Here is a 24,132-nt window from a genome sequence, read left to right as displayed (position 1 = left end):
CCACTGCCTACGAGGCTGAACCCATCCGGCCGAGCGTGGGCGGGGTCATGCCGGCACGATGCACGCGAGGAGAGCCAGCTTGTCGGCACTGTCGGTGCCGGGGTCCGGGTGGAGGACGACGAGCGTCTGACCTGTCGCGCCGCTGACGCCCAATCGCTCCCGGTTCAGCCGGAGGCCACCGACCTGAGGGTGCTCGATGTGTTTGGGCGTGCCTTCGCAGGTGTTCACGTCGTGGCGGGCCCACAGCCTGCTGAAGAGAGGGCTGGCGAGGGAGAGTTCGCCGACGAGTTCGATGAATCGGGGGTCGTCCGTGTCGGTGCCGACGGACTCGCGGAAGCCGGCGACCATGCCCTGCGCGGCGTCCTCCCAGTCCGGGTAGAGGGCCTGCTCGGCGGAGTCCAGGAACACGTCGCGCAGGCGGTTGCGCCCCGCCACGAGTCGCGGCGACAGAGCGGTCGCCGACCTGTTCGCGGCGAGGACGTCGAAGTAGCGGCCCTCCACGTACGCGGGGAGCGGGAGCGCGGCGACGAGCTTGGCGACGCCGGGAGGGACGGTCTCCTTCCGGGGCCGCCGTCGCCGCCGGGGTTTTCCCGCCCCGAGACGGAGCAGGTAGGCCGTCGCGTCGTCGTCGAGCCGCAGCACGCGGGCGAGGGACTCGAGGACCTGCGTGGAGGGGTTGCGGTCCCGGCCCTGTTCCAGGCGCAGGTAGTAGTCGGCGCTGATGCCGGCGAGCATCGCGACCTCCTCCCGGCGCAGGCCCGGCACGCGCCGTACGCCCGCGGAGGGGATACCGGCCTGTTCGGGCGTGACGAGCTCCCGGCGGGCGCGCACGTAATCGCCCAGGAGGTTGGACTCGCCGCTCATGACCCCACTGTAGGTCGCGCGGTTTCGTGCGTGCCTGGTCCTGTCACCCCCAGGATCGCGGGGACTCTGGCTCTGCCGGCGGGCCGGCGGAAACCTCACCTCCGGGACGAACGCCGGCTGAACCGGCTGGTGGTCCCTTCCGCGAACCGAGGAGCCACACCATGTCGACCTTTCTGCTCGTACACGGGGCCTGGCACAGCGGGCGATGCTGGGAGCGGGTGGTCCCGTTGCTGGCAGCGGCCGGGCATCGGGTGGTCGCGCCGTCGCTGACCGGCCACGGCGACAAGGCGCATCTGCTCGGCCCCGAGGTAGGGCTGGACACGCACGTCGACGACGTCGTCCGACTGATCACCGAGGAGGACCTCACCGACGTGATCCTGGTGGGCCACAGCTACGCCGGGCTGGTCGTCTCGTCCGCCGCCGACCGGATCCCGGATCGGATCGCCCATCTCGTCTATCTCGACGCGATGGTCCCGGAGGACGGCGAGAGCGCGGTCGACGTGCAACCCGTGACCCAGGCTCTCATCGACCGCGCCGCGGAGTCCGGGGCAGGCTGGCGGATCCCGCCGATGCCCGAGATGCCGCCGCCCCTGGGCCTGTTCGGGGTCACCGACCCGGCGGACGTGGCGTGGCTGCGGACGATGTTGTCGGATCAGTCGGTGCTCTGCCTGCGGCAACCCGTCCGGCTGGACAACCCGGACGCGCGCGCGATCGCGCGGACGCACATCCACTGTGTCGCCGGCGTACCGGAGGGCATCGAGCGGCGGCCCGTCCCGGCGACACAGCCCAACGGCAGCCCGGCGCAGGTGTGGGAACTGGAGACGGGCCACGACTGCATGATCACCATGCCGGCCGAGCTCACCGAACTGCTGCTCAAGCTCGGCTGACCCCGCGGACAGGGGCGCCCTGGCCGACTCCGCCTTTCGTCGGTGGGACCTTCCTGCCGCTACTAAGGTTGTGGACGTGAGTCCGAGGCCGGTGCGCGCGGTGGACGCCGAGGAGAAAGTCGACCGGCAGGCGCGGATCCTCGAGGCGGCGCTCCGGCTGCTGTCCCTGCAGGGCATATCCGGCGTCAGCATGCGTGCCGTCGCACGCGAGGCAGGGGTCTCGCTGGGGCTGGTGAACTACCACTACGAGGACAAGACGAGCCTGATCCGTGCGGCCCTGCACCGCATCGAGGAGCAGGACATCGCGCTGGTCGAGCCGGACCTCACTCTGGAACCGGAGGAGCGGCTGCGGGCCGCGCTGAAGCGGGTGGCCGACCCGGAGTTCCTGACGACGGAATACCTGTCTCTGCGACTGCAGCTCTGGGCGCTCGCCCAGGCCCATGAGGACTTCGAGCGCATCAACACGGCGGCCCAAAGCCGTTACCGCGCCGGGCTGGCCGCCCTCATACAGGCGGCCCGCCCCGGGCTGTCACCCGACGAGTGCGGCGAGCGGGCCGCCGACATCGACGTCATCCAGAACGGCCTGTGGCTCACGGCCCTGCTTGGGCTCGACCGCGACTCGATCGACAGGAGCGTCCGTCGCTGTGAGGAGATCGCGCTCGCCGACTGACCGCCTCCGCGACGACGACGAATTTGAACGATCGTTCAGGGACATATTGAACGATCGTTCAGGCGAACGTATGCTCCGATCATGGCACCAGTCACGATGGCCGACGTACACCGCGTCGGCACCGGTTTCCACCAGGACCCCGAACGATCGATGTCGCTGCGGTCGGAGGCGTACACGGACCCGCGGTGGCTCGAGGCCGACATTCGCGCGATCTTCGCCCGCACGTGGCAGTGGGTCTGCCACGTGGAGAAGCTCCGGTCACCCGGCAGCTACGTGTCGGCCACGGTGGCCGGCATGCCGATCGCGATCGTGCGCGATCGTGACGGAGCGCTGCGCGCGTTCTACAACGTCTGCAAGCACCGCGCCCACGAGCTGCTCACCGGCTCCGGCACCACGCGCAACATCGTCTGTCCGTACCACGCGTGGACCTACGGCCTGGACGGCCGGCTGAAGGCGGCCCGCCGCGCCGACAGGATGCCGACCTTCGACAAGAGCGAGATCTGTCTCGACCAGGTGCCGGTGGAGGAGTTCGGCGGCTTCGTCTACGTGAACCTGGACCCGGGCGCCGCTCCCCTGGCCGAGCAGGCCGGGGACCTGGCGGCCGAGATCGCCAGGTGGGCCCCCGACGTGGCCGAGCTGACCCTCGCGAAGCGGTTGACCTACGACATCGCGTCCAACTGGAAGAACGTCATCGACAACTTCCTGGAGTGCTACCACTGCCACGTCGCCCACAAGGAGTTCGTCGACCTCGTCGACATGGACACCTACGAGGTGAAGACGCACGGCATCTGGTCGAGCCACTTCGCCGAGGCCGGCAAGCAGGAGAACGCCGCGTACGACGTCGCGGGCGCGTCGGTCACGGAGCACGCGGTCTGGTGGCTGTGGCCCAACACCTGTCTGCTGCGCTACCCCGGCCGGGGCAACTTCATGGTCCTGCAGGTGATTCCGGCCGGTCCCGACCGGACCCTGGAGACCTGGGACTTCTACTTCGAGACGCCCGAGCTCATGGGCGCCGAGGTGGAGGCGGTGCGGTACATCGACGAGGTGCTGCAGCAGCAGGACATCACCATCGTGGAGAGCGTCCAGCGCGGCATGAACACCCCGGCCTTCGACCAGGGCCGCATCGTCTACGACCCGTCCGGCTCGGGGCTGTCCGAGCACGGCGTGCATCACTTCCACGGCCTCGTCCTCGACGCCTACCGGTCGTGGGTGGAAGGGACCGGCGGAGGCCTCGGCACGACCGCCCGGGACGCGATCTAGCCGCGCGGCGCGTACATGATGACCAGGACACCCAGCAGGCAGACGGCCGCCCCGATCAGATCCCAGCGGTCGGGGCGGAAGCCGTCCACGACCATGCCCCAGATCAGCGAGCCCGCGACGAACACGCCGCCGTAGGCGGCGAGGATCCGGCCGAAGTTGGCGTCCGGCTGGAAGGTCGCCACCAACCCGTAAAGGCCCAGGGCGACGAACCCCGCCCCGACCCACAGCAGCCCGCGCTCCTGTCTCACTCCCTGCCAGACGAGCCAGGCACCGCCGATCTCGGCGAGCGCGGCGACGGCGAACAACAGGAGAGAACGCGCGACGGTCACGGCTGCGACTGTAGAGGAACGGCCACCGTCTCCTGCTTGCGGCAGCCGCGGGCGGCCCCGACCGCCCAGGCCGGCGGTAAGTCTGCGCGTCGGTACGGGAGGCAATCCTCGATGTGCCTTCTATGGCGGTTCATCCCTGTTCCTTCGGCGGGGGGTATCCTGCTGCGCACGTGTCACCGACTTCCCCTGGACATCAGCGGGGCCCGCCGCGTGGCAACGGCACGGTACGGGAGTCCGGCGCGGGTGAGCTGGGCTCGGCGTGAACGGAGGGGTGTCGAGTGACGCGCTGCGAGGACGCTGAGCAGCAGCCGCGGACAGCGGCAGGCGCCGGGGTGTTCGCCGCCGACGACGAGATCGGCCGGGACCTGGCTTTGGTGGACTGGGCCGCGACGCCCCTGGGACCGCCGGACGAGTGGCCGCAGAGCCTGCAGACGGCGGTGAGCATCCTGCTGTCGTCCCGGTTCTCCATGTGGATGGCGTGGGGGCCGGACCTGACGTTCTTCTGCAACGCCGCCTACCGCCGCGACACCCTGGGCCGGAAATACCCGTGGGCGCTGGGCCGGCCCGCCAGCGAGGTGTGGGCGGAGATCTGGGGCGACATCGGCCCCCGGATCGAGGCCGTGCTGGCCACGGGGAAGGCGACCTGGGACGAGGCGCTGCTGCTGTTCCTGGAGCGGGCCGGCTACCCGGAGGAGACCTATCACACGTTCTCCTACAGTCCCCTGCGGGACGACTCCGGCGCGGTGGTCGGGATGTTGTGCGTCGTCAGCGAGGAGACCGAGCGGGTCATCGGCGAGCGGCGCATGGCGACCCTGCGGGACCTCGGCTCGGATCCCAGCGTGGTCCGCACCGAGCAGGAGATGCTGGCCTTCGCCTGCCGGCAGCTCGGCCGCAACCTCCACGACCTCCCGTTCACCCTGACCTACCTGTACCAGGAGGGCGGCGGCGTGCGGCTGGCGGGGGTGACCGGGATCGCCGCCGGGCATCCGGTCGCCCCCCTCACACTGCCGGCCGGCGATCCGGACGCGATATGGCCCTCGACGGTGCTGGCCCGGGGAGAGCCGGTGCTCGTCCCGCTCGACGGCGCCGCGTATGCCGGTCTCCCGTCCGGAGACTGGCCGGAGCCGCCCGTACAGGCGCTGGTGGTGCCGCTGCTCCAGCAGGGCAGTGCGCCGTACGGGTTCCTCGTGACCGCGCTCAACCGCTACCGCCGCCTGGACGACGCGTACCGCGGGTTCATCGAGCTGGCCGCCGGGCACGTCGCGGCGGGCGTCGCGAGCGCGCGCAGCTACCAGGCCCAGCAGCGGCGGGCGGAGGAACTGGCCGAGCTCGACCGCGCGAAGACGGTGTTCTTCTCCAACATCAGCCACGAGTTCCGCACTCCGCTGACCCTGATCATGGGGCCGGTGGAGGAGCTGCGCGGCCGTCTCCAGGAAGCCGACGCGCACGTGCGCGAGGAGCTGGAGGTCATCCGCCGCAACGGGTTGCGGCTGGGCAAGCTGGTGAACACCCTTCTGGACTTCTCCCGCATCGAAGCCGGCCGGATGCAGGCCAGCTACGAACCGGCCGACCTGGCCATGGTCACCGCCGAGCTGGCGAGCCTCTTCCGCTCCGCGATCGACAAGGCGGGGCTGGAGTTCCGGGTCGAGTGCTCTCCTCTGGACGAGCCGGTCTACATCGACCGCGGCATGTGGGAGAAGGTGGTGCTCAACCTGCTCAGCAACGCGTTGAAGTTCACCTTCGAGGGCTCGATCGGCGTCGAGGTGCGCGGGGAGGGCGGCCACGCGGTGGTGACCATCACCGACACGGGCATCGGCATCCCCGCGACGGAGTTGCCCCGGCTGTTCGAGCGGTTCCACCGCATCGAGAACGCCCGCTCGCGGTCGAACGAGGGCAGCGGCATCGGACTGGCACTCGTGCAGGAGCTGGTCGGCCTGCACGGCGGCACGATCACCGCGGACAGCACCGAGGGCGAGGGCACCCGATTCACCATCCGCCTGCCGTACGGCGCCGCGCATCTGCCCGAGGACGCGATCACGACGGCCGGCGCCGGCGCCGGCGGCGCCGTCGCCGATCCCTACGTCGAAGAGGCGCTGCGCTGGCTGCCCCCGGACGACCGGGGCGAGTCCGCCGGGACCGCCATGGAGGTGGTGTCCCACGAGGGCCTCGCGGCCCGCTCGGGGGACTCCGCGGCACCGGCGCGTGTGCTGGTCGCCGACGACAACGCCGACATGCGCGGGTATCTCGTCCGTCTCCTCAAGGGCGTCGGCTACCAGGTCAGCACCGCGGGCGACGGAATGGAGGCCCTGGACGCCATCCGCGCGGACGCCCCCGACCTGGTGGTCAGCGACGTGATGATGCCGCGCCTGGACGGCTTGTCCCTGGTCGCGGCGCTGCGGGCCGACCCACGCACCGCGACCGTGCCCGTCGTGCTGCTGTCGGCGCGGGCGGGCCAGGAAGCGTCCATCGAGGGGCTGCAGGCCGGGGCCGACGACTACCTGGTCAAGCCCTTCGCCGCCGCGGAGCTGCTCGCGCGGCTGCGGGCCACCATGGACATGGCGCGGCTGCGCCAGCACCAGGCGCGCTGGCGTACGGCACTGGTGAACTCGCTGCAGGAGGGGTTCTTCGTCTGCGACGAGGACGGCGCCGTCGTCGAGATCAACAAAGCGTTCACCGACATCCTCGGCTACGGCCCCGAGAACCTGCCCTACACGCCGATCCACCCCTGGTGGCCCGACGCCGCGGGCGACCCCGAGGCCCACAAGCAGGTCGCCGACGCGTTCAGCGGCCTCCTCGGCCCGGGGCAGGGCAGCTACACCATCCCCGTCACCCACAGTGACGGGCACCGGATGTGGGTCAGCGTCACCTTCAACCAGGCACAGGATCCCGACACCGGACGCCGGGTCGTCGTCGGCACCCTTCGCGACGTCACGGCCGAGCACTACGCCATCCAGCGCGAGAGCGCCCTCGCATCCCTGAGCACCGGCCTGTCCCAGGCGGGGAGCCTGTCCGACGCGCTGACCGGCGCGCTGGACGAACTGCGGAACCTGTGGCGCGCCAAGTCCGTGCTGGCCGCCGTCTTCAGGCAGGGCGACGAAGAGCCGGCCCTGACCGCTACGGACCCCTCGGTGGACTGGCGGGGGCTGCCCGCCGAACGCCGCCGGACGCTCGCCGGCATGCCGCAGCGGCCGCTGCTCACCCCGGTCGCCGAGCGCGACGGGGTCGGCATCCTCCTGGAGCACCCCGACGGCCCGATGGCGCTGTGGGTCGATCTGGGCGACCGGTCGTTCACCGCCGAGGACCAGCTGTTGCTGTCGCTGCTGGCCGGGCGGCTGGCCCAGGGACTGGTTCGCGCCCATCAGATCGACCAGCAACGCGAGACCGCGATCGCGCTGCAGCGCGCCATCCTCGGCCCCTCGCAGCTGCCCGACGGGTTCGCCGTACGCTACGAGCCCGCCACCCGGCCCCTGGAGGTCGGCGGCGACTGGTACGACACCATCGCCCTGCCCGGCGGACGCATCGGCATCGTCGTCGGCGACTGCGTCGGCCGCGGGGTGGAGGCCGCGGCCGTCATGGGACAGCTGCGCAGCGCCTGCCGCGCGCTGCTCCTGCAGGACGACAGCCCGGCCCGCGTGCTCATGGCCCTCGACCAGTTCGCCGCCGGTGTTCCCGGTGCCCGGTGCACCACGGTCTTCTGCGGCGTCCTCGACCCGGAGACCGGGCACCTGTCGTACTCCAGCGCCGGACACCCCCCGGGCATCCTCGCCCACCCCGACGGCAGCACCGGCCTGCTCGACGGCGGGCGTTCCGTCCCCCTCGCCGTCCGCCCGGGCGCGACCCGCCCGGAGAGCGAGGCGGTCATCCCCGCGCGTGCCACGCTCATGCTCTACACGGACGGCCTGGTCGAACGGCGTCGCAGCTCGCTGTATTCGGGCATCGACCAGGCCAGCCGAGCCGTACAGGACGGCAGGAACGTCGCGGTCGACGACCTCGCCACGCAGGTGATGATCCGCCTGGCGCCCGCCGACGGCTACGACGACGACGTCGCTCTGCTGCTCTACCGGCACCCGGCCCCGCTGGAGATGACGTTCCCCGCCGAGTCGTCGCAGCTCGCGCCCGTCCGCAAGGCGTTGCGGAGCTGGCTCGGCCAGTGCGACCTGCCTGCTCAGATCGTGCAGAACGTCCTGGTCGCCGCCGGTGAGGCGTGCGCCAACGCCATCGAGCACGGCCATCGCCACGCTCCGGGCGACATCGTCCGCCTCCGGGCCGAGGCGTCCGTCGACAACCTGCGCCTCACCGTCGCCGACACCGGCCGCTGGAAGTCCCCGCAACCCGAGGTGAACACCCACCGCGGCCGCGGCGTCGCCCTCATGCGCGCCATGATGCAGCAGGTCACCATCACCCCGGGCCCGTCCGGCACCACCGTCGACATGCAGATGAGGATCGCCTGATGACCACGCCGCTCACCCTCACCCCCGGCCATGGCCCTGACGGCGCCGCCCTGCTGACCGTCGCCGGTGAGATCGACATGAGCAACACCGACACCCTCGCCGCCGCCCTCGACCGCACGCCGGGCCCCGTCGTCCTCGACCTGACCCTCGTCGAATACCTCGACAGCGCTGGCCTGAGCGTCCTGTTCGCCCACGCCGACCGCATCACCCTCATCGCCAACCCCCTGCTGAGCCCCGTCCTGACCATCTCCGGGCTCGCCGACCTCGCCACCGTCCGGGACGGCGATCCCGACGTCCGGTGAGGCCGGGTCCTGCGGCCGGACCGGTAGGCACATCCGTGGAGGGTTGACGCGAACGGGAGGAAGGGATACGTTCCGGTAGATTTCACGATCGTCCAAGGGAAATCCGGTGAGATGCCGGTGCGGACGCGCCACTGTATCCGGGACGTACATCCCGGGAGCCAGGTCGCTTGGGCCTTCGTGACCTCGCATGGTGGGACGCGTCATCCCTGAGGAGGCCTTTATGAGTGGAATGTCCACTTCTTCTGTCATCTCGATCCCTCGGCTGAGGCTCTGGCTGCTGACCGTGCCGGTGTTGCTGCTGATCGCCTACCTGGTCCTGATGGACAACGGGGCGATCTCGCAGACCGGTGCCTATCTGCACGAGCTCATGCACGACGGGCGCCATCTGCTCGGCGTGCCCTGCCACTAGGCGCGGGCGTGGTACGCACCCTGGTGGTCAGGGGCCTGCTTCTGGGCCTGCTGGCCGGATTCATCGCGGGCGGCTTCGCCTTCGTCGTCGGCGAGCCGCGGGTCGAGAGCGCGATCGCGCTGGAGGAGGCCCACGCCGCGCACGGTCACGGTCACGACCACGGCGAGGAGGAACTGGTCGGCAGACCCGTGCAGAAGGCCGGGTTGTTCCTCGCCACCGGCCTGTACGGGCTCGCGGTGGGAGGGATCTTCGCCCTCGCGTACGCGGCACTGCGCGGGCGGGTCGGCCCTCGATCGGAGGGCGGGCTGGCGCTCGCCACCGCCGGGACGGCGTTCGTGGCGATGATTCTGGTGCCGTTCGTGAAATATCCGGCGAACCCGCCGGCTGTCGGAGACCCGGAGACCATCAACAGCCGCACCGTGCTCTACCTGGTGATGGTCCTCGTCGGGCTCGCCGCGGCGGTGATCGCGGTGGCGACCGCGCGCAGAGTCACCGCGGGGCCCTGGGCACGGTGGACCGCGGCGGCGCTGGCGTTCCTGGTCCCGGTGGTAGCCGCATGGATTCTGCTGCCCACCGTCGACGAGGTGCCCGAGGGCTTCCCCGCCACCTTGCTGTGGCACTTCAGGCTCGCGTCGCTGGGGACTCAGCTGGTCTTCTGGACGGCCTTCGGCGTGCTGTTCGGGTGGGTGAGCGACCGGGCGGCGGGACGCGCGCGGGCCGTCCCGGCCACCGCCGCCACGCAGAGCTGAGCCGGGCACGGTGCTGCTCGTCCGGCACGCCACCACGCCGGAGATGCGGGCCGCCCGGTTTCCCCTGACCGATCGGGACGCCGACCCGGCGAGCCTGGCCAGGGCCGCCGCCCTGGCTCCGATGACGGCGGGCTCGGCCGGGTGGGCCGGTCCCGCCGTCGCCGCGCGCCAGACCGCCGCCGCCATCGGCCTGCGGGCGCGGGTGGCGCCGGCGCTCGCCGAGGCGGACGTCGGCCGGTGGCGCGGCCTGCCGTACGAGCAGGTCGCGCGGGAGGAGCCGGACGCCTTGGTGAGCTGGCTGACCGACCCCCACGTGGTTCCGCACGGCGGCGAGAGCCTGAGCGCGCACGCCGCGCGCGTCGCCGGCTGGCTCGACCTGATGCGCGCGGAGCCGGGGGTCGTCGCCGTGTGCGACGCGGGCACGATCCGGGCGGCGATCGGTCATGCGCTGGGGCTCGATCCGCCGGGCGCCGCCCTCTTCGATCTCGCGCCGCTGTCGGTCACCGAGTTGCTCGCCACCCGGGACGGCTGGCGGGTCGGCTACGTCAACCGGAAGGTCCCGTCGTGAGTCCGCGCGAACGCGGCGAGCCCGGCGGCAACGGCGCCCACGTCACGGCACCGGCTCCCCGCCTGCTCGGCGCGCTCCGGGTCGCCCTGGCGGTGCTCCCCGGGGTGCGGGAGCGCGGGCGGGGCCACGCCGGACTGGACACCTGGTGGAAATGGCGGTCCCACTCCGAGCCGGCCGACGGCTGACTTCGGCCGGGCGCCTGCCGAAGGCGCCCGGTGTCTCCCGCGGGCCGGCCGAGTTGCGCCGACATGCGCGAATGCGAGTTTCCTCGCCGGACGCCGCCCGGGATCAGGCCGGAGTTCTTCCAATCCCTTCTCCGATGCGTGAGTGCGCCGGATTTCCGGCCGGACCGGGACTTTCGCACGGATGATGAATGAGGCGTCACCCGATGAGAAACTTGGCCTGTGGAGACTTCGGTGCCAGGGCGAGCCGAAACACGGCTCCAGGCCAAAATCCTTACGCGATTGCGGGACGCCGGTCCGCAATCTCGCATTCAGCTGTCGGAACACTTCGAAGTGTCACGAACGACGATCGGGACCGAACTCGGCCGGCTCACGGCGCTTCATCTCGTCGAGGAAATCGGACCGGCCGCGTCCCGCGGGGGCCGCCGCTCGACCGTCATCGATCTCGCCGGTCACGTTCGGTTCGTCGGCATCGCCATCGGCGCGACCTCCGTCTCCACCGCGGTCACCGATGGCCGGCTGCGAGTTCTCGCGTTCGAACGCACCGAATGCGACGTACGCCGGGGACCTGAGCCGGTGCTCGAACTCGCCGCGGAACAGAGCCGCCGGCTGCTCGTGAAATTGGGAGTGGACAGGCCGCTGGGAGTCGGCGTGGGCGTGCCCGGCCCCGTGGACTTCTCCCGGGGTATCCCGGTGTCGCCACCGATCATGCCGGGTTGGGACGGTTATCCGGCCCGCGATCTGCTCGGCCGACGCTTCGATTGTCCGATTTTATTGGACAACGACGTCAATGTAATGGCGCTGGGTGAACAACACGCCGGTGCGGCGGGTACCGTGGAGAACTTCCTGTTCGTCAAGGTCGGCACGGGTATCGGCTGCGGAATCGTGGCCAAGGGCGGGCTCTATCGCGGCATGGACGGCTGTGCGGGGGATATCGGGCACATCCCGGTCGCCGATTCGGACGCCGTCTGCGTGTGCGGAAACACGGGATGCCTGGAGGCGTCCTTCGGCGGTGAGGCGCTCGCTCGCGACGCCCTCGCCGCGGCCCGGTCGGGGCGCTCGCCCCTGCTGCGGGAACTGCTCGAACGCACCGGGACGCTGACCGCCGCGGATGTGGGCGAGGCGGTCGGCGCCGGGGACGCGGCGTCCGTCCAGATGGTGCGCGACGGCGGACGGCGGGTGGGCGAGGTGCTGGCGGGCCTGGTGTCGTTCTTCAACCCGAGCCTCATCGTGCTGGGCGGCGGGCTCACGCTGCTGGGCCACGTCCTGCTCGCCGAGATCCGCGGGGCGATCTACCGGCGCTCGCTGCCGCTCGCCACCAGGAATCTGCCGATCATGATGAGCGAACTCGGCCCGCAGGCCGGCGTGATCGGCGCGGCCAGACTCGTGAGTGAGGAGGTCTACGGGGTCGCCAGGTGATCGGCGCTCCCGCCCCGCACTCGCTCCGCACTGGCATCCAGGCACCCCCGCGCCCCCGCACCCGGCACCCTGAACCCCCGGCACTCGTCCCCCCCGGATCCGGCCGCCGGCGAGATTGCGTACGCGCTGGATTGCATGATCATGCATTCCCGTGTATATATTCTAGTCGTGTCCAAGGTGCTCACTTCTCTGCCTGTCGGCGAGCGTGTCGGGATCGCCTTCTCCGGTGGCCTCGACACTTCGGTAGCGGTCGCGTGGATGCGGGAGAAGGGTGCAGTGCCGTGCACCTACACCGCAGACGTCGGCCAGTACGACGAACCCGACATCGTCTCGGTGCCCGGGCGTGCCACCGCGTACGGCGCGGAGATCGCCCGGCTGGTCGACTGCCGGGCCGCCCTTGTCGAGGAGGGGCTCGCGGCCCTGGCCTGCGGGGCGTTCCACATCAGGTCCGGCGGCCGCACATACTTCAACACCACCCCGCTCGGGCGGGCCGTCACCGGCACGCTGCTGGTGCGCGCGATGCTCGAGGACGGCGTGCAGATCTGGGGCGACGGCTCCACCTTCAAGGGCAACGACATCGAGCGGTTCTACCGTTACGGTCTGCTCGCCAACCCCTCGCTGCGCATCTACAAGCCGTGGCTGGACGCCGACTTCGTCAACGAGCTCGGCGGGCGCAAGGAGATGTCCGAGTGGCTGCTCTCCCACGGGCTGCCCTACCGGGACAGTGTCGAGAAGGCCTACTCCACCGACGCGAACATCTGGGGCGCGACGCACGAGGCCAAGTCCCTCGAGCACCTCGACACGGGCATCGAGATCGTCGATCCCATCATGGGCGTGCGCTTCTGGGACCCCGCCGTCGAGATCGCCACCGAGGACGTCACGATCGGCTTCGAGCAGGGGCGTCCGGTGACGATCAACGGCAAGGAGTTCCCCTCCGCCGTCGATCTGGTGCTGGAGGCCAACGCCATCGGCGGCCGGCACGGCCTGGGCATGTCCGACCAGATCGAGAACCGGATCATCGAGGCCAAGAGCCGCGGCATCTACGAGGCGCCGGGCATGGCGCTGCTGCACGCGGCCTACGAGCGGCTGGTCAACGCGATCCACAACGAGGACACCCTCGCGGCCTACCACAACGAGGGGCGGCGGCTGGGCAGGCTGCTCTACGAGGGCCGCTGGCTGGACCCCCAGGCGCTGATGCTGCGCGAGTCGCTGCAGCGCTGGGTCGGCATGGCGGTGACCGGTGAGGTGACCCTGCGGTTGCGGCGCGGTGAGGACTACTCCGTGCTGAACACGTCCGGACCGGCGTTCAGCTACCACCCGGACAAGCTCTCGATGGAGCGCACCGAGGACTCGGCCTTCGGCCCGGTCGACCGCATCGGGCAGCTCACGATGCGCAACCTCGACATCGCCGACTCTCGCGCCAAGCTGGAGCAGTACGCCCGGCTCGGCATGGTCGGCACCCAGCAGCCGGCCTTGATCGGCGCGGCGCAGGCGGCCTCGACCGGCCTGATCGGCGCGATGGCCGAGGGCGGGGCCGAGGCGATCGCCTCTCGCGGCGAGGCTCCCACGGAGGAGGAGCTGCTCGACCAGGCCGCGATGGAGCTCGGCACCGACTGAGGCCACGACGTTCGCCGAGGGCGCCCGGCACGCCGGGTGCCCTCAGCGCGTCCTCGCCGGTCGCCGCCTCAGACGTGGACTCGGGGATCGAGGATCTCGGTGATCCGGATGAACCCGTCGGCGCCGTGGCCCTTGTCGATCACCCGGCGTGCCCAGCCCTCGGCCGCGCGCATCACGCTCGCGTCGATGCCGTGCGCCTCGGACACGTGGACGATGTGGGCCATGGACGAGACCGCCGAGGTGATCGGGTTGCCTTCGCCGGGGAACGCGCCGCTGTCCACGTCCCGCGCCGCCTGCTCGAAGAGGGGCGGCAGGATCGCGCCGATGCCCTTGGCGAACGGCGCCAGCTCGCGGGCGGTCACCCCCTCGGCCCGCGCCACCGTCAGCGCGTGCGCGTAGCCCGCCATCGCGGTCCAGAAGACGTCGAGCAGCGCGATGTCGTACGCCGCCGCGCGGCCGATCTCCTCGCCGAGATGGGTGTGCGTGCCGCCGAGGGCGTCCAGCACCGGGCGGTGCCGCCGGTAGAGCTCCTCCGGGCCGCTGTGGAGGAACACCGCGGCCGGGGTGCCGATGGTCGTGGTCGGCGTCATGATCGCGCCGTCGAGGTAGCCGATGCCGTGCTCGGCCGCCCAGGCTCCGGTGCTCCTGGCACGGTCGGGGGTGTCGGCGGTCAGATTCACGAGCGTGCGTCCCCTCAGCGCGCCGGTGACCGCGTCGCGCCGGAGGACGGCGTCCGCGGCGTCGTAGTTCACCACGCAGATCACGGTCAGCCCGCTCGCCGCGACCGCCGCCTCCGGCGTGGGGGCGGCCACCGCGCCCCGCTCGGCCAACCCGCGATCTCTGCCCGGTGTCCGGTTCCAGACCGTGGTCCGGACGCCGGCGTCCAGGAAGGCGCCGGCCAGGGCCCGGCCCATCGGGCCCAGGCCGAGCACGGTGACGGCAGACTGGTCGGTGTGCTGGATCAAGTCTCAACTCCTGTGTGCGTGACAGCTGAACGGGATGGACGATGACGCGTAGCCGTGCCCAGGACCCGAACGTCTGCGGGGTGACCGCCGCGATCGCGGTGATCGACGGCAAATGGAAGACGATCCTGCTCTGGCTCCTGGAATCCGCGCCGCGTCGCCCCGGCGAGCTGGTCCGGCGGCTGCCGGGGCTCACCGAGAAGGTGCTGACTCAGACGCTCCGGGAGATGGAGGCCGACGGGCTCGTGCACCGTGAGGTGCACGAAGGCCGCCCGCTGAAGACCGTGTACTCACTGACCGAGTTCGGCCGTGAGCTGTCCGAGGCGCTGGCGCCGCTGTCCGACTGGGGACACCGCCGCCTGGAGAGGCTGGCCCTGGAGATGCCGGCCCCGGAGAGGCCGGCGGAGACTGGGTCGGTCTCCTGACACACCGCCGGCACCTCCGTTCCGCCTGAAGCCGGGCCGGCCCTCCGGCCGCCCGGAACCAAGCTTCACGCCGCCCCGGCAGCGCGGACAAGTACCCACAAAAAGGTGGGTAGGCCGGCGCGTTCGGCTGTCGACACTTATTTGCACAGTGCATACGTTCCCTTTGCACGGGTAGCGCGGCCTTGTTCGCGAGATCGACCCCCGAAGGGGGAGCGTGGTGACACTGCGAATCGAGGACTACGGGCTGCTCGGTGACCTGCACACGGCCGCGCTGGTGGGGCGAGACGGGGCGATCGACTGGCTGTGCCTGCCCCGGTTCGACGCGCCCGCGTGTTTCGCCGCCCTGCTCGGTGACGACCGGGCGGGTTTCTGGCGCCTCGCCCCCGCCGCCGGCGGGCTCTGCACGCGCCGCCGCTACCGCGGCGACTCCCTCGTCCTGGAGACGGAGTGGGAGACCCCCGAGGGGTCCGTACGCGTGATCGACGCGATGCCGCCACGCGGCGAGGCGGCCGACGTGGTGCGGGTCGTGGAAGGCGTCAGCGGGCGGGTGCCGATGCGGATGGCGCTGCGGCTGCGGTTCGACTACGGGCACGTCGTGCCCTGGGTGCGGCAGCAGGACGGGCGGCTCGCGGCGGTCGCCGGTCCCGACGCCGCCTGGCTGGCGACACCGGTGCCGCTCCGCGGTGAGGACATGACCACCTACGCCGAGTTCGAGGTGACCGCCGGGCAGCGGGTGCCGTTCGTGCTGACCTACCGGCCCTCGCACGAGCGCAGGCCGCGCCCGGTCGACGCGGACAAGGCCCTCGCCGACACCGAGGCGTACTGGACGTCGTGGATGCGCGGCTTCCGATACCAGGGCCGGTGGGAGGAGGCCGTACGCCGGTCGCTGGTCGTGCTGAAGGCGCTGACCTACGCGCCGACCGGCGGCATCGTCGCCGCGGTCACCTCCTCACTGCCGGAACAGCGGGGCGGCCCGCGCAACTGGGACTACCGGTTCTGCTGGCTGCGCGACGCGACGTTCACGCTGCAGGCGCTGCTGGGCACCGGCTTCGTCGCCGAGGCCAAGGCCTGGCGGGAGTGGCTGCTGCGGGCCGCCGCCGGAGATCCGGCCGACCTGCAGATCATGTACGGGATCGACGGCACCCGCCGTCTGCCGGAGTACTCACTCGGCTGGCTGGCCGGCTACGAGGGCTCGGCTCCGGTCCGGGTGGGCAACGCGGCGTCCGGGCAGTTCCAGCTCGACGTGTGGGGCGAGGTCCTCGACGGGCTGCATCTGGCCAGGACGGCCGGCATTCAAGCCGAGGAGCCGGCCTGGGATCTGCAACGGGCGCTGCTGGACTTCCTGGAGGGTCACTGGGACGACCCGGACAACGGGCTGTGGGAGGTGCGCGGCGACCGCCGCCACTTCGTGCACTCCAAGGTCATGGCGTGGGCGGGCCTGGACCGGGCCGTGCAGGCCGTCGAACGCTTCGGCCTGGACGGGCCCGTGGACCGGTGGCGCGCGACCCGCGACAGGATCCACGCCGAGGTCTGCGACCGCGGCTATGACCCCGAGCGGGGCACGTTCACCCAGTTCTACGGCTCCACGGGGCTGGACGCCGCCCTGCTGCTGATCCCCCGGGTGGGGTTCCTGCCCTGGGACGACCCACGGGTGGCGGGCACCGTCGAGGCGGTGCGGCGCGAGCTGTGCTCCGAGGGCTTCCTGCTGCGCTACCGGCCGCGGGCCGACGGCAACGTGGACGGCCTTCCGGGCACCGAGGGTGCGTTCATCACCTGCACGTTCTGGCTCGCCGACGCCCTGTACGGCATCGGCCGGCACCGGGAGGCGTACGAGTTGTTCGAACGGCTGCTGAGCCTCCGCAACGACCTCGGCCTGCTGAGCGAGGAGTGCGATCCCGCCACCAGCCGGCAGCTCGGCAACATCCCGCAGGCGTTCAGCCACGTCGGGCTGGTCAACTCCGCCCGTCACCTGTCCGGCACCCGGCCCGCCGAGCACGTCGCGCACGGCCACGGCCACGACCATGACCACGGCCATGTCGGAAGCGGGCACTCGTGACGGCTCTCCGGTTCACGGCCACAGGAGCAGCACGGCGGTGAGGCCGAGGCTCAACGCCACGAAGCCGGCCGTCCTGGGCTGCCTGGCGGCCTCCCGGCGCGAGGAGACCACCAGCACGGCGCCGATGGCGAGCGCCACCACGAGGTGCAGGCCGTACCACACGGGGATCGGCACCCTGGCCAGGAAGGTTCCGGACAGGAGGTCGTCGGCGGACCCGTAGCCGGCGAGTGCGCCGAGCGCGGCCAGGCCCAGCACCGGGAGCGCGTACCGGTACCGGCCGAGCAGGGCCCAGACGACGGTCCCCAGGGCGAGCAGTATCTGGAAGCGGTGGTGCAGCTGCCGTGCGATCAGCCCGCCGTGGTCGTCGAAGCTGATGTCGAGGATCGAATGGTAGGCGGCGGACATCGGGACGCCCCGCAGCGGCTCGTAGGCGCCGGTGTAGGGGACCGTCTCACCGCTCGGCACATAGGAGAACGCGAGGTAGCCGCCGGTGAGCAGGACGAGCACGTAGCAATAGATCAGCATCTCGCCCATCAACTGCCTCGCCCGATTCACCGGCATATTTCAGCACATGCGGGTGCTTCAGGAGGGCGGAAACAAATGGGCCGCCTTGGCGGGTGTCTCCCGGGTCGTGAACGGAACAGGACTGAGCGCGTCGAGGCGCTCGGCGAACTCGGCCGCGAGGCCGGTCAGGACCAGCATCCCGGCCGTCGTCTCCGACACGCGCTGATAAGCCATGATCAGAGCGGTGATGCCGGTGCTGTCCCAGTAGGTCACCGCGGAAAGGTCGATCACCAGCCCCGGCGCCGGCGTGCCGGAGACGATCTCGCCGATCGCCACCCTGATCTTGGGGGCCGCCTGCTCGTCTAGGGCGCCGTCCAGCTCCAAGACGGTGTGCGACTCGAGACGACGCAGCCGTGGAGTGGCGGACGGCGACGCGGGCCCGGGGAGGGCGAAGTCGGCCGTGGCGAGGGTGCCGTCCGGGCCGGAGGCGATCGTGAACCGGTCCGACAGGTAGCGGGCGAGCCACAGCCCGTGCCCGTGCCTGACCGGCCACGCGGCGGTGTCGTGCCCCGACGAGCCGGGGTCGCCGATCTCGCACCGCAGCACGCCGCCGAACTGCCGGATCCTCGCCCGTCCGGTCCCCGAGCCGTGGAAGACCGCGTTGGTGGCGAGCTCGTGGACGGTGAGCACCAGGTCCACGGACCGCCCGTGTGGAAGCCCGGCGTGGACGACGTGTGCCTGCAGGATCTCCCGCAGGGGGTAGAGCGAGCCGCGGTCGAACGCGTGGTCGAGGATCAGCACCGACGTCCCGGCGTTCCGATTCCCGCTGCCGGGGCCCGAGGCGACATGGGAGGCATGATCGGTCGCGTCATCGCTCATGCAGCGGTCACCAGGCTGATCCCGGGAATGCCGTGAGCGCCGAGCAGCACGAACCGCGGCACGATGGCGGGATTGCACCGCAGGACGACCGTACGGGCCGGCGCGAGACTCCGGGCCACGTCGATGATCGTCCGGGTGCAGGAGAGGTCGATGAAGGACAGCTCGGCCATGTTGATCGTGAGGGGGCCATCCGTCCTGATCGCCTCGCTCAGCGCCAGGGCCAGGGCGTCCTCGGCCGCCCGGTCGATCTGTCCCGCCATCCGGATGCCGGGTGGCGCGTACTGGCGGCAGATCCGCAGCAACGGGTCGTCGTAGTAGGTGGCCGCGGTGACCGCCCGGGTGTGAAACGGGGAGACCGAGGCGAGGGTGCCCGGGTCGAAGCGTTCCCGGTCGTACTGGCACAGGACCGACGCGCTGCTGTCGGAAAGGACCGTCGCGATCTTCTCCTCGAAGGCGGGCAGCTGCTCCACACCGTGGACCGGCCGCAGCGCCCAGCCCATGTCGAGGGCCACCCGAAGGCCCGAGTAGCCCTCGCGTGAAGTCAGCTCCATCTGGGAGCTCAGCCATCCCATCGCGTGATCCACGCTGAAGGTTTGTCCGGACAGCAGGCCTTCCTGAGAGGCGACGACGTCCATCCGTCCGTCGGCGGTGGCGGACCGCACGGCGATCCCGCGGCGGCTCAGCTCGGCCACGGCTCCCTGGGGCTCCTCGCACAGCCAGACGACCCGCAGTCCTCCCGACAGCCCGTCACGTACGTACGCCGCGGTGAGGTCGAGCAGCTCTTCGGGCTCGCCGAAGGTCAGACACGCGTGATCGTTGATCGTCAAATCAGTGATCTGCACCTCCGCACCGACCGTCACCGCGCCACCATCCTCAGGCGGTCCCGCCGCCCACCGCCACATCGAGGTACCCATAGTAGTGACGGGCATACGTCAAGAATCGGTCTCGGCGGCGCGACTACAGGTACGTCGGTGTACGACCGGTCCGGTGGCGGAACAACCACCAGTTCCACGCCTGTGCGAGGAGCATCAGCGGCACCATCACCACGGCGAAGCCCACCAGGATCCGCAGCGTGGCCGCCTCCGCCATCGCCTCCGACAGGCGCAGGCCGGTGCCGGAAGCGCCGGAGGAGACCAGTACGAAGGGGTGCAGGCCCGCGCCGAGGGCGACGACGGGCAGGGCGGCCGCGCACGAGGTGGCGGCGAAGGCCCGGCCGGGGCGTCCCGCACGCAGCAGGGCCGCCCCCGCGAGGAGCGCGACCACCAGGGCCACGCCGGCCACGAGCGCGGGCCGGGAGTTCACGACGGTGTGCCGCGCCGAGGAGAGGAACCCGGCGACGAGGACGGCCGCCGCCGCCCCGGCCGCCACGAACAGGGCGCGCCGGCCGGCCCTCGCCGCCCGGGCGCCCGGCTCGCCGCCGGTTCGCCAGGCCAGGAAGGACGCGCCGTGCGCGAGGAACACCGCGGTGGTCGTGGCGCCGCACAGCAGCACGAAGGGGTCGAGCAGGTCGGCCGGGCCGAGGGAGAAGGCGTTGCCCGCGTCGAGCGGTACCCCGGCGAGCAGACGGCCTGTCACGAGCCCCCATCCCGCGGCGGGCACCAGCCCGCCCAGGAAGATCAGCCCGTCCCAGAGACGGCGCGCCGAGGCGCTCCGGTGGCGGCTCCGCACCTGCACGGCGGCGTTGCCGACGACGATCCCGGTCAGGATCGCCGCGAACAGGAAGTACATCCCGGACAGCAGCCGCCCTTCCAGGAAGGGGAAGGCGCCGACCAACACCCCCGCCGCGGCCACCAGCCAGACCTCGTTGCCGAGGAAGAAGGGGCCGAAGGCGTTGAGCAGTGCCCGGCGCTCACCGTCGTCGCGGCCGAGCGTGGGGGCGAGCAGCTGCACGCCGTAGTCCAGGCCGGCCAGGACGAAGTAACCGGCGAGCAGCAGCCCGAGCAGGGCCGGCCACAGGAGTTGGAGAGTCACGGGTTCCTCTTGGCAGGTCGAGCCACAGGTCGAACCACAGGCCGAGTCACAGGTCGGGTCACGGGTCGGGCTACGGGGCGAGTCACGAATCGGGCTACAGGGCGAGCGACGTGGCGGGTCGCTCCGCGTGCCCGTCGCGAGGCGCGCCGCCCAGGTCGGTGTCGGCCGGGCCGCGGCGCGCGTACCGGGTGATCAGCGCCCAGTCGGCGATCGCCAGGGCGAGGAACACCGAGCCGAACAGGACCAGGGACGTCAGCATCGAGCCGACGTGCGACCGCGCGGCGGCGGTCGTGAGCTCGCCGTACACCGCCCAGGGCTGACGCCCCACCTCGCGCAGCAGCCATCCGCCGAGCGCGGCGACGAAGGGCAGGGGAACCGCGACGAGCATCAGGTACGCCGCCGGGCGGAACCGGAGATACCAGTCCCGGTAGAGCAGGACCAGAGCCACGACGATCAGCAGGAGGATCAGGTAGCCGACGTCCTGCATGACGTCGAAGGCGGTGGCGATCCAGGCGGGCGGCCGGTAGTCGCCCGCGCCGAACCGCTGGACCAGTTGGGCCTGTACGTCCTCGACCCGCAGGGAACCGATGTCGTCGACGTGACCCCGCAGGGTCGCCGCCTTCATCGGCTGGGTCTCCACGAGCGTCGGGATCTGCACGAATCCGTAGTAGAGCGCCACGAACGCAGCGGGCGTCGCCACGAACAGGCCGAGGCGCAGCGAGGCGCGGAAGAACGCGCGCTCGGCCGTGCGCTTGAGGAAGTGGTAGGAGCTCACCCCCGCCATGAAGACCCCGCCGGTCATCAGGGCGGCGGCCGCGGCGTGCACCAGCGCGTCGATCGCGTTGGGGTTGGTGAGCATGGCCCCGAAGTCGGCGAGCCGGGCCACGCCGTCGCGCACCTCGTGTCCCACCGGGTGCTGCAGGAAGCCGTTGGCCACCATGATCCAGTACGCCGAGGCGTACGCGGTGAGCGTGACCAGCCAGATCAGTGTGACGTGCACCGCTTTCGGTAGCCTGCCCCAGCCGAAGATCCACATGCCGAGGAAGGTCGACTCGGCGAAGAAGGCGACGATCGTCTCGAGCGCGAGCGGAGCGCCGAAGACGTTGCCCGCGTACTCCGACAGCCCGCTCCATGCGAGCCCGAACTGGAACTCCATGACCAGGCCGGTGACGATGCCCAGCACGTAGTTCACGACGTAGATCTGGCCCCAGAACCGGGTCATGCGCTCGGTGAGCGGCGAACCGCGGAGGGCGTGCCGGGTGTGCGTCACCGCGATCAGCGGGGCGAGCCCGAGGGTGAGCATCACGAACAGCCAGTGGAAGCCGGCCGTGGTCGCGAACTGCAGGCGCGCCAGCGTCTCGTCCGTCATCGGCGGTCCATAACCCGGAGGAGAGAGGCCCAGGACGCATGGTGAAGCGACAAATCAGCCCTTTTCTCGCAAAGCCCGCAAGAGTGGGACGGATCATATCTCTCCGCCACGTCTCGCCGGGAGCGAGGCCCTCGGCCCGCCGACCCGGCGCGATGGTTATTCGGGGCCGATGAGGAAGGTCTGTCCAGGCGCGGAGGCGCAGGGCCGTTCGACGGCCTCCGCTCCGCGTGCGTCGTCGACGGCGAGGCACAGGTCGCTCGACGCCGGCCGGATGCGGTAACCGCCTTCGCCGACGGGTTCGAGCCGGAATCGCTGGTTGGGCCTGGCGCCGGTGCAGTCGCTCCAGGGCTGCAGCATGCCCGCCGTGGGGCCCGCCGGAATCACTGTCAGGCAGCCGACGCCCTTCGCCGGGTCGGGGTGGTCCCACTGCAGGTGGACCAGCCCGCCACCCGCCGGGGTGAGGAAGGTCCGCGGCGGGGCCGCCGTGGCGCAGGGGCCCAGGACCGCGATCTCGGGATCGTACGGGACGTCCCTGGCCCGCCCCGCCGTCAGGCACAGGGACGGATCGGCGGCCGGCCGCACGCGAACCCACCTGCGGGCCGGCGCCGGCCCGCCCGCCCCGGCGGCCGCGCCGGCCGCTGCCGGAGCGGACGGTGCCGGAGCGGACGGTGCCGGAGCGGACGGCGCCGGGGCGGCCGACATCGACGAGGAGGGGCGGGAGGCGGCCTCCCCGGTGGGTGAACGGTCGAACTGCCAGACTCCGACCAGGCAGAGCAGGGCCGCGGCCGCGGCGCCCGCCACCGGTCGCCGGGCCCGGGCCTTCCGCCAGGCCTCGCCCACGGGAGACGAGGCCGGGTCCCGGCCGGTGCCCCTCCCGCCCGCGCCGAGGTCCAGGAGTTCGTCCGGCCGGGAGACCTCACGTCCGGGAGCCGGCGGAGCGGACGCGGACGGCGGCACCGGCGGCATCCCGGCGGAGGCCGCGACGCGCGTCCCGTCCCCGGGGGCGGCAGGCGCGTCGCCGGGCAGCGGGGTGGTCGTCTCGCGGGCGGCGGCCAGGCGCCGGCGGGCGTCCACCCACTCGGCCACGGTGTCGTCGTCCGCCCCGCACGCCCGTACGAACGCGGCGAGCAGGTGTTCGCGCGGCAGATCCCGGCGACTGAGCGCGCCGGCCAGTGTGGCACGCGGCAGGACGTCGCCCACGGCTTCGGCGCGGCGTTCGAGCTGCCGGTAACTGCACCCGCTCCACGCCCGGAGCCGCCTCATCAGGGCGACGAACTCCGCGGGCGTGGCGGCGGTCCGCGGCTGCGGCCGGGTGTCGGTCACGCTCACTCCATCCCGTAGATCCCCTGCGCTCCCACGGCAGCCTATGCACGCTTTCCGGGTGTCCGAGATCGTCCGGAAGTGTCCGGGACACCGCCGATGTGTGGACGTGAGCCCGCGTGCCGGGCCACGGTGGCCTTGCACAACGGCCCGTCGGCGCCGGAGCACCCAGGTGCTCGGGGGCGGCGTCACGGGGGCGGGCCGTGGCGGCGGACGTGACCGCCCATTCCGGCACCGAGTGGCGGCGCACGCATTCTCCACGGCCGACTGGGCGCACGTCCGCCGCCGCATCTCACGCGACATGAGGGATACGAACCATGGGACGCATAGTTCTGTCTGTTTTCACCACCCTTGACGGCGTCATCGAGAACCCGCACGAGTGGGCTTTCGGCTTCGTCAGCGAGGACTCGATGAAGGCCGGCCTCGACCAGATCCGCGCGGCGCGGGCACTGCTCCTCGGACGGGTCACCTACGAGGGCTTCGCGGCCTCCTGGCCGTCGATGACCGACGAGGTGGGCTACGCCGACGCGATGAACACCCTGCCGAAGTACGTCGTGTCGACCACGCTGACCGAGGCCGGCTGGAACAACAGCACGATCATCGGTGCGGACGCCGCGGCGCGGATCGAGGCCCTGAAGAAGGAGGTGGACGGCGACATCCTCGTCTTCGGCAGCGCGGCGCTGGTGCGGTGGCTGCTGCGGGAGAACCTCCTCGACGAGATGCGTCTGGCCGTCTATCCCGTGCTCGCCGGTCGCGGCGCCCGCCTGTTCGACGACGACTCCGCGGACCCCGCCTCGCTGCGGCTCGCCGGCACGCAGGCGTTCTCCTCCGGCGTGGTGCTGCTCACCTACGAGCCGACCGGTGAGGGCCTCGCCGACCCGGCCGCCGCACGCCGGGCGGCCGAGGCGAACGCCGGGGGGTGACCGAGCGTCCGCGACC

23 protein-coding genes are annotated in these 24,132 nt (G+C 71.6%); 14 read left to right on the top strand and 9 right to left on the bottom strand.

All coding sequences use genetic code 11. The features are described 5' to 3' along the window. Positions 1-45: 45 nt before the first annotated feature. On the bottom strand, positions 46-864 hold the full coding sequence (locus ACWEQG_RS36775) for a helix-turn-helix domain-containing protein (protein ID WP_452291997.1): 819 nt from the start codon (positions 862-864) through the stop codon (positions 46-48). Positions 865-1,025: 161 nt separating this feature from the next. Between ACWEQG_RS36775 and ACWEQG_RS36770 the strand changes: the two genes are divergently transcribed. From ACWEQG_RS36770 to ACWEQG_RS36760, 3 genes are all read left to right on the top strand, one after another. Then, positions 1,026-1,751, top strand: a complete 726-nt coding sequence (locus tag ACWEQG_RS36770; protein ID WP_452291995.1) for an alpha/beta fold hydrolase — start codon at positions 1,026-1,028, stop codon at positions 1,749-1,751. A 76-nt stretch (positions 1,752-1,827) separates the two neighbouring features. Further along, positions 1,828-2,421: a TetR/AcrR family transcriptional regulator gene (locus tag ACWEQG_RS36765; protein ID WP_452291994.1), complete on the top strand. Its 594-nt coding sequence runs from the start codon at positions 1,828-1,830 to the stop codon at positions 2,419-2,421. Positions 2,422-2,502: 81 nt separating this feature from the next. After that, positions 2,503-3,681, top strand: a complete 1,179-nt coding sequence (locus ACWEQG_RS36760) for an aromatic ring-hydroxylating oxygenase subunit alpha (protein WP_452291992.1) — start codon at positions 2,503-2,505, stop codon at positions 3,679-3,681. Here the strand turns inward: ACWEQG_RS36760 and ACWEQG_RS36755 are convergent. Further along, complete coding sequence (locus tag ACWEQG_RS36755) at positions 3,678-4,010, bottom strand: YnfA family protein (protein ID WP_452291990.1); 333 nt, start codon at positions 4,008-4,010, stop codon at positions 3,678-3,680. The genes ACWEQG_RS36760 and ACWEQG_RS36755 overlap by 4 nt on opposite strands. A 278-nt stretch (positions 4,011-4,288) precedes the next feature. Here ACWEQG_RS36755 and ACWEQG_RS36750 point away from each other — a divergent pair, with 278 nt between their 5' ends. The 8 genes from ACWEQG_RS36750 to argG all read left to right on the top strand — a co-directional run bounded on the left by ACWEQG_RS36750 (position 4,289) and on the right by argG (position 13,707). After that, positions 4,289-8,461, top strand: coding sequence for a SpoIIE family protein phosphatase (locus ACWEQG_RS36750; protein ID WP_452291988.1), 4,173 nt, complete (start codon positions 4,289-4,291; stop codon positions 8,459-8,461). Further along, a complete protein-coding gene (locus ACWEQG_RS36745) occupies positions 8,461-8,763 on the top strand; it encodes an STAS domain-containing protein (RefSeq protein WP_452291986.1) in 303 nt (100 codons plus the stop codon). The genes ACWEQG_RS36750 and ACWEQG_RS36745 overlap by 1 nt, the downstream gene beginning before the upstream one ends. Before the next feature lie 220 nt (positions 8,764-8,983). Further along, positions 8,984-9,172 (top strand): CbtB domain-containing protein, encoded by a 189-nt coding sequence (locus ACWEQG_RS36740; RefSeq protein WP_452291984.1) that lies wholly within the window; start codon positions 8,984-8,986, stop codon positions 9,170-9,172. A gap of 8 nt (positions 9,173-9,180) precedes the next feature. Then, on the top strand, positions 9,181-9,921 hold the full coding sequence (locus ACWEQG_RS36735; RefSeq protein WP_452291983.1) for a CbtA family protein: 741 nt from the start codon (positions 9,181-9,183) through the stop codon (positions 9,919-9,921). Between the two features lie 10 nt (positions 9,922-9,931). Then, positions 9,932-10,489: a histidine phosphatase family protein gene (locus ACWEQG_RS36730; RefSeq protein WP_452291981.1), complete on the top strand. Its 558-nt coding sequence runs from the start codon at positions 9,932-9,934 to the stop codon at positions 10,487-10,489. Continuing rightward, positions 10,486-10,674, top strand: coding sequence for a hypothetical protein (locus ACWEQG_RS36725; protein WP_452291979.1), 189 nt, complete (start codon positions 10,486-10,488; stop codon positions 10,672-10,674). The genes ACWEQG_RS36730 and ACWEQG_RS36725 overlap by 4 nt, the downstream gene beginning before the upstream one ends. A 219-nt stretch (positions 10,675-10,893) precedes the next feature. Continuing rightward, positions 10,894-12,090 (top strand): ROK family transcriptional regulator, encoded by a 1,197-nt coding sequence (locus ACWEQG_RS36720; RefSeq protein ID WP_452291977.1) that lies wholly within the window; start codon positions 10,894-10,896, stop codon positions 12,088-12,090. A 168-nt stretch (positions 12,091-12,258) separates the two neighbouring features. Beyond that, positions 12,259-13,707, top strand: coding sequence for an argininosuccinate synthase (gene argG / locus ACWEQG_RS36715; RefSeq protein ID WP_452291975.1), 1,449 nt, complete (start codon positions 12,259-12,261; stop codon positions 13,705-13,707). Between the two features lie 68 nt (positions 13,708-13,775). Here the strand turns inward: argG and ACWEQG_RS36710 are convergent, their stop codons facing one another. Continuing rightward, entirely contained in the window at positions 13,776-14,672 is an 897-nt protein-coding gene (locus ACWEQG_RS36710; RefSeq protein ID WP_452291973.1) for an NAD(P)-dependent oxidoreductase, read from the bottom strand. Between the two features lie 41 nt (positions 14,673-14,713). Here ACWEQG_RS36710 and ACWEQG_RS36705 point away from each other — a divergent pair, with 41 nt between their 5' ends. Continuing rightward, complete coding sequence (locus ACWEQG_RS36705; RefSeq protein WP_363460293.1) at positions 14,714-15,094, top strand: winged helix-turn-helix transcriptional regulator; 381 nt, start codon at positions 14,714-14,716, stop codon at positions 15,092-15,094. Positions 15,095-15,311: 217 nt separating this feature from the next. Continuing rightward, positions 15,312-17,150: a glycoside hydrolase family 15 protein gene (locus ACWEQG_RS36700; RefSeq protein WP_452291971.1), complete on the top strand. Its 1,839-nt coding sequence runs from the start codon at positions 15,312-15,314 to the stop codon at positions 17,148-17,150. Positions 17,151-17,162: 12 nt separating this feature from the next. Here the strand turns inward: ACWEQG_RS36700 and ACWEQG_RS36695 are convergent, their stop codons facing one another. From ACWEQG_RS36695 to ACWEQG_RS36670, 6 genes are all read right to left on the bottom strand, one after another. Further along, on the bottom strand, positions 17,163-17,705 hold the full coding sequence (locus ACWEQG_RS36695) for a hypothetical protein (protein ID WP_452291969.1): 543 nt from the start codon (positions 17,703-17,705) through the stop codon (positions 17,163-17,165). Between the two features lie 27 nt (positions 17,706-17,732). Next, on the bottom strand, positions 17,733-18,533 hold the full coding sequence (locus ACWEQG_RS36690; protein WP_452291967.1) for an STAS domain-containing protein: 801 nt from the start codon (positions 18,531-18,533) through the stop codon (positions 17,733-17,735). Next, the gene (locus ACWEQG_RS36685) at positions 18,530-19,393 is read right to left on the bottom strand and encodes an MEDS domain-containing protein (RefSeq protein ID WP_452291965.1); all 864 of its coding nucleotides are present in this window, start codon (positions 19,391-19,393) and stop codon (positions 18,530-18,532) included. Before ACWEQG_RS36685 ends, ACWEQG_RS36690 begins: the two co-directional genes overlap by 4 nt. A gap of 97 nt (positions 19,394-19,490) precedes the next feature. Further along, the gene (cydB, locus tag ACWEQG_RS36680) at positions 19,491-20,504 is read right to left on the bottom strand and encodes a cytochrome d ubiquinol oxidase subunit II (RefSeq protein WP_452291963.1); all 1,014 of its coding nucleotides are present in this window, start codon (positions 20,502-20,504) and stop codon (positions 19,491-19,493) included. A gap of 94 nt (positions 20,505-20,598) precedes the next feature. Continuing rightward, entirely contained in the window at positions 20,599-21,873 is a 1,275-nt protein-coding gene (locus ACWEQG_RS36675) for a cytochrome ubiquinol oxidase subunit I (protein ID WP_452291961.1), read from the bottom strand. A 156-nt stretch (positions 21,874-22,029) separates the two neighbouring features. Continuing rightward, complete coding sequence (locus ACWEQG_RS36670) at positions 22,030-23,196, bottom strand: RICIN domain-containing protein (RefSeq protein ID WP_452291959.1); 1,167 nt, start codon at positions 23,194-23,196, stop codon at positions 22,030-22,032. A gap of 314 nt (positions 23,197-23,510) precedes the next feature. On the opposite strand from ACWEQG_RS36670, the gene ACWEQG_RS36665 reads away from it, so the two are divergent. Next, positions 23,511-24,116, top strand: coding sequence for a dihydrofolate reductase family protein (locus ACWEQG_RS36665; protein ID WP_452291958.1), 606 nt, complete (start codon positions 23,511-23,513; stop codon positions 24,114-24,116). Positions 24,117-24,132: the final 16 nt, after the last annotated feature.

Source organism: Microbispora sp. NPDC004025 (assembly GCF_053604425.1).
This window is presented reverse-complemented; position numbering and strand designations above follow the sequence as displayed.

What these genes read in the sequence shown, in the direction of transcription:
- ACWEQG_RS36665 (WP_452291958.1), top strand. Translation starts at nt 23,511, where the DNA reads ATGGGACGCATAGTTCTGTCTGTTTTCACCACCCTTGACGGCGTCATC.
- ACWEQG_RS36690 (WP_452291967.1), bottom strand. Translation starts at nt 18,533, where the DNA reads ATGAGCGATGACGCGACCGATCATGCCTCCCATGTCGCCTCGGGCCCC.
- ACWEQG_RS36675 (WP_452291961.1), bottom strand. Translation starts at nt 21,873, where the DNA reads ATGACGGACGAGACGCTGGCGCGCCTGCAGTTCGCGACCACGGCCGGC.
- ACWEQG_RS36775 (WP_452291997.1), bottom strand. Translation starts at nt 864, where the DNA reads ATGAGCGGCGAGTCCAACCTCCTGGGCGATTACGTGCGCGCCCGCCGG.
- ACWEQG_RS36760 (WP_452291992.1), top strand. Translation starts at nt 2,503, where the DNA reads ATGGCACCAGTCACGATGGCCGACGTACACCGCGTCGGCACCGGTTTC.
- ACWEQG_RS36745 (WP_452291986.1), top strand. Translation starts at nt 8,461, where the DNA reads ATGACCACGCCGCTCACCCTCACCCCCGGCCATGGCCCTGACGGCGCC.
- ACWEQG_RS36740 (WP_452291984.1), top strand. Translation starts at nt 8,984, where the DNA reads ATGAGTGGAATGTCCACTTCTTCTGTCATCTCGATCCCTCGGCTGAGG.
- ACWEQG_RS36770 (WP_452291995.1), top strand. Translation starts at nt 1,026, where the DNA reads ATGTCGACCTTTCTGCTCGTACACGGGGCCTGGCACAGCGGGCGATGC.
- ACWEQG_RS36705 (WP_363460293.1), top strand. Translation starts at nt 14,714, where the DNA reads ATGACGCGTAGCCGTGCCCAGGACCCGAACGTCTGCGGGGTGACCGCC.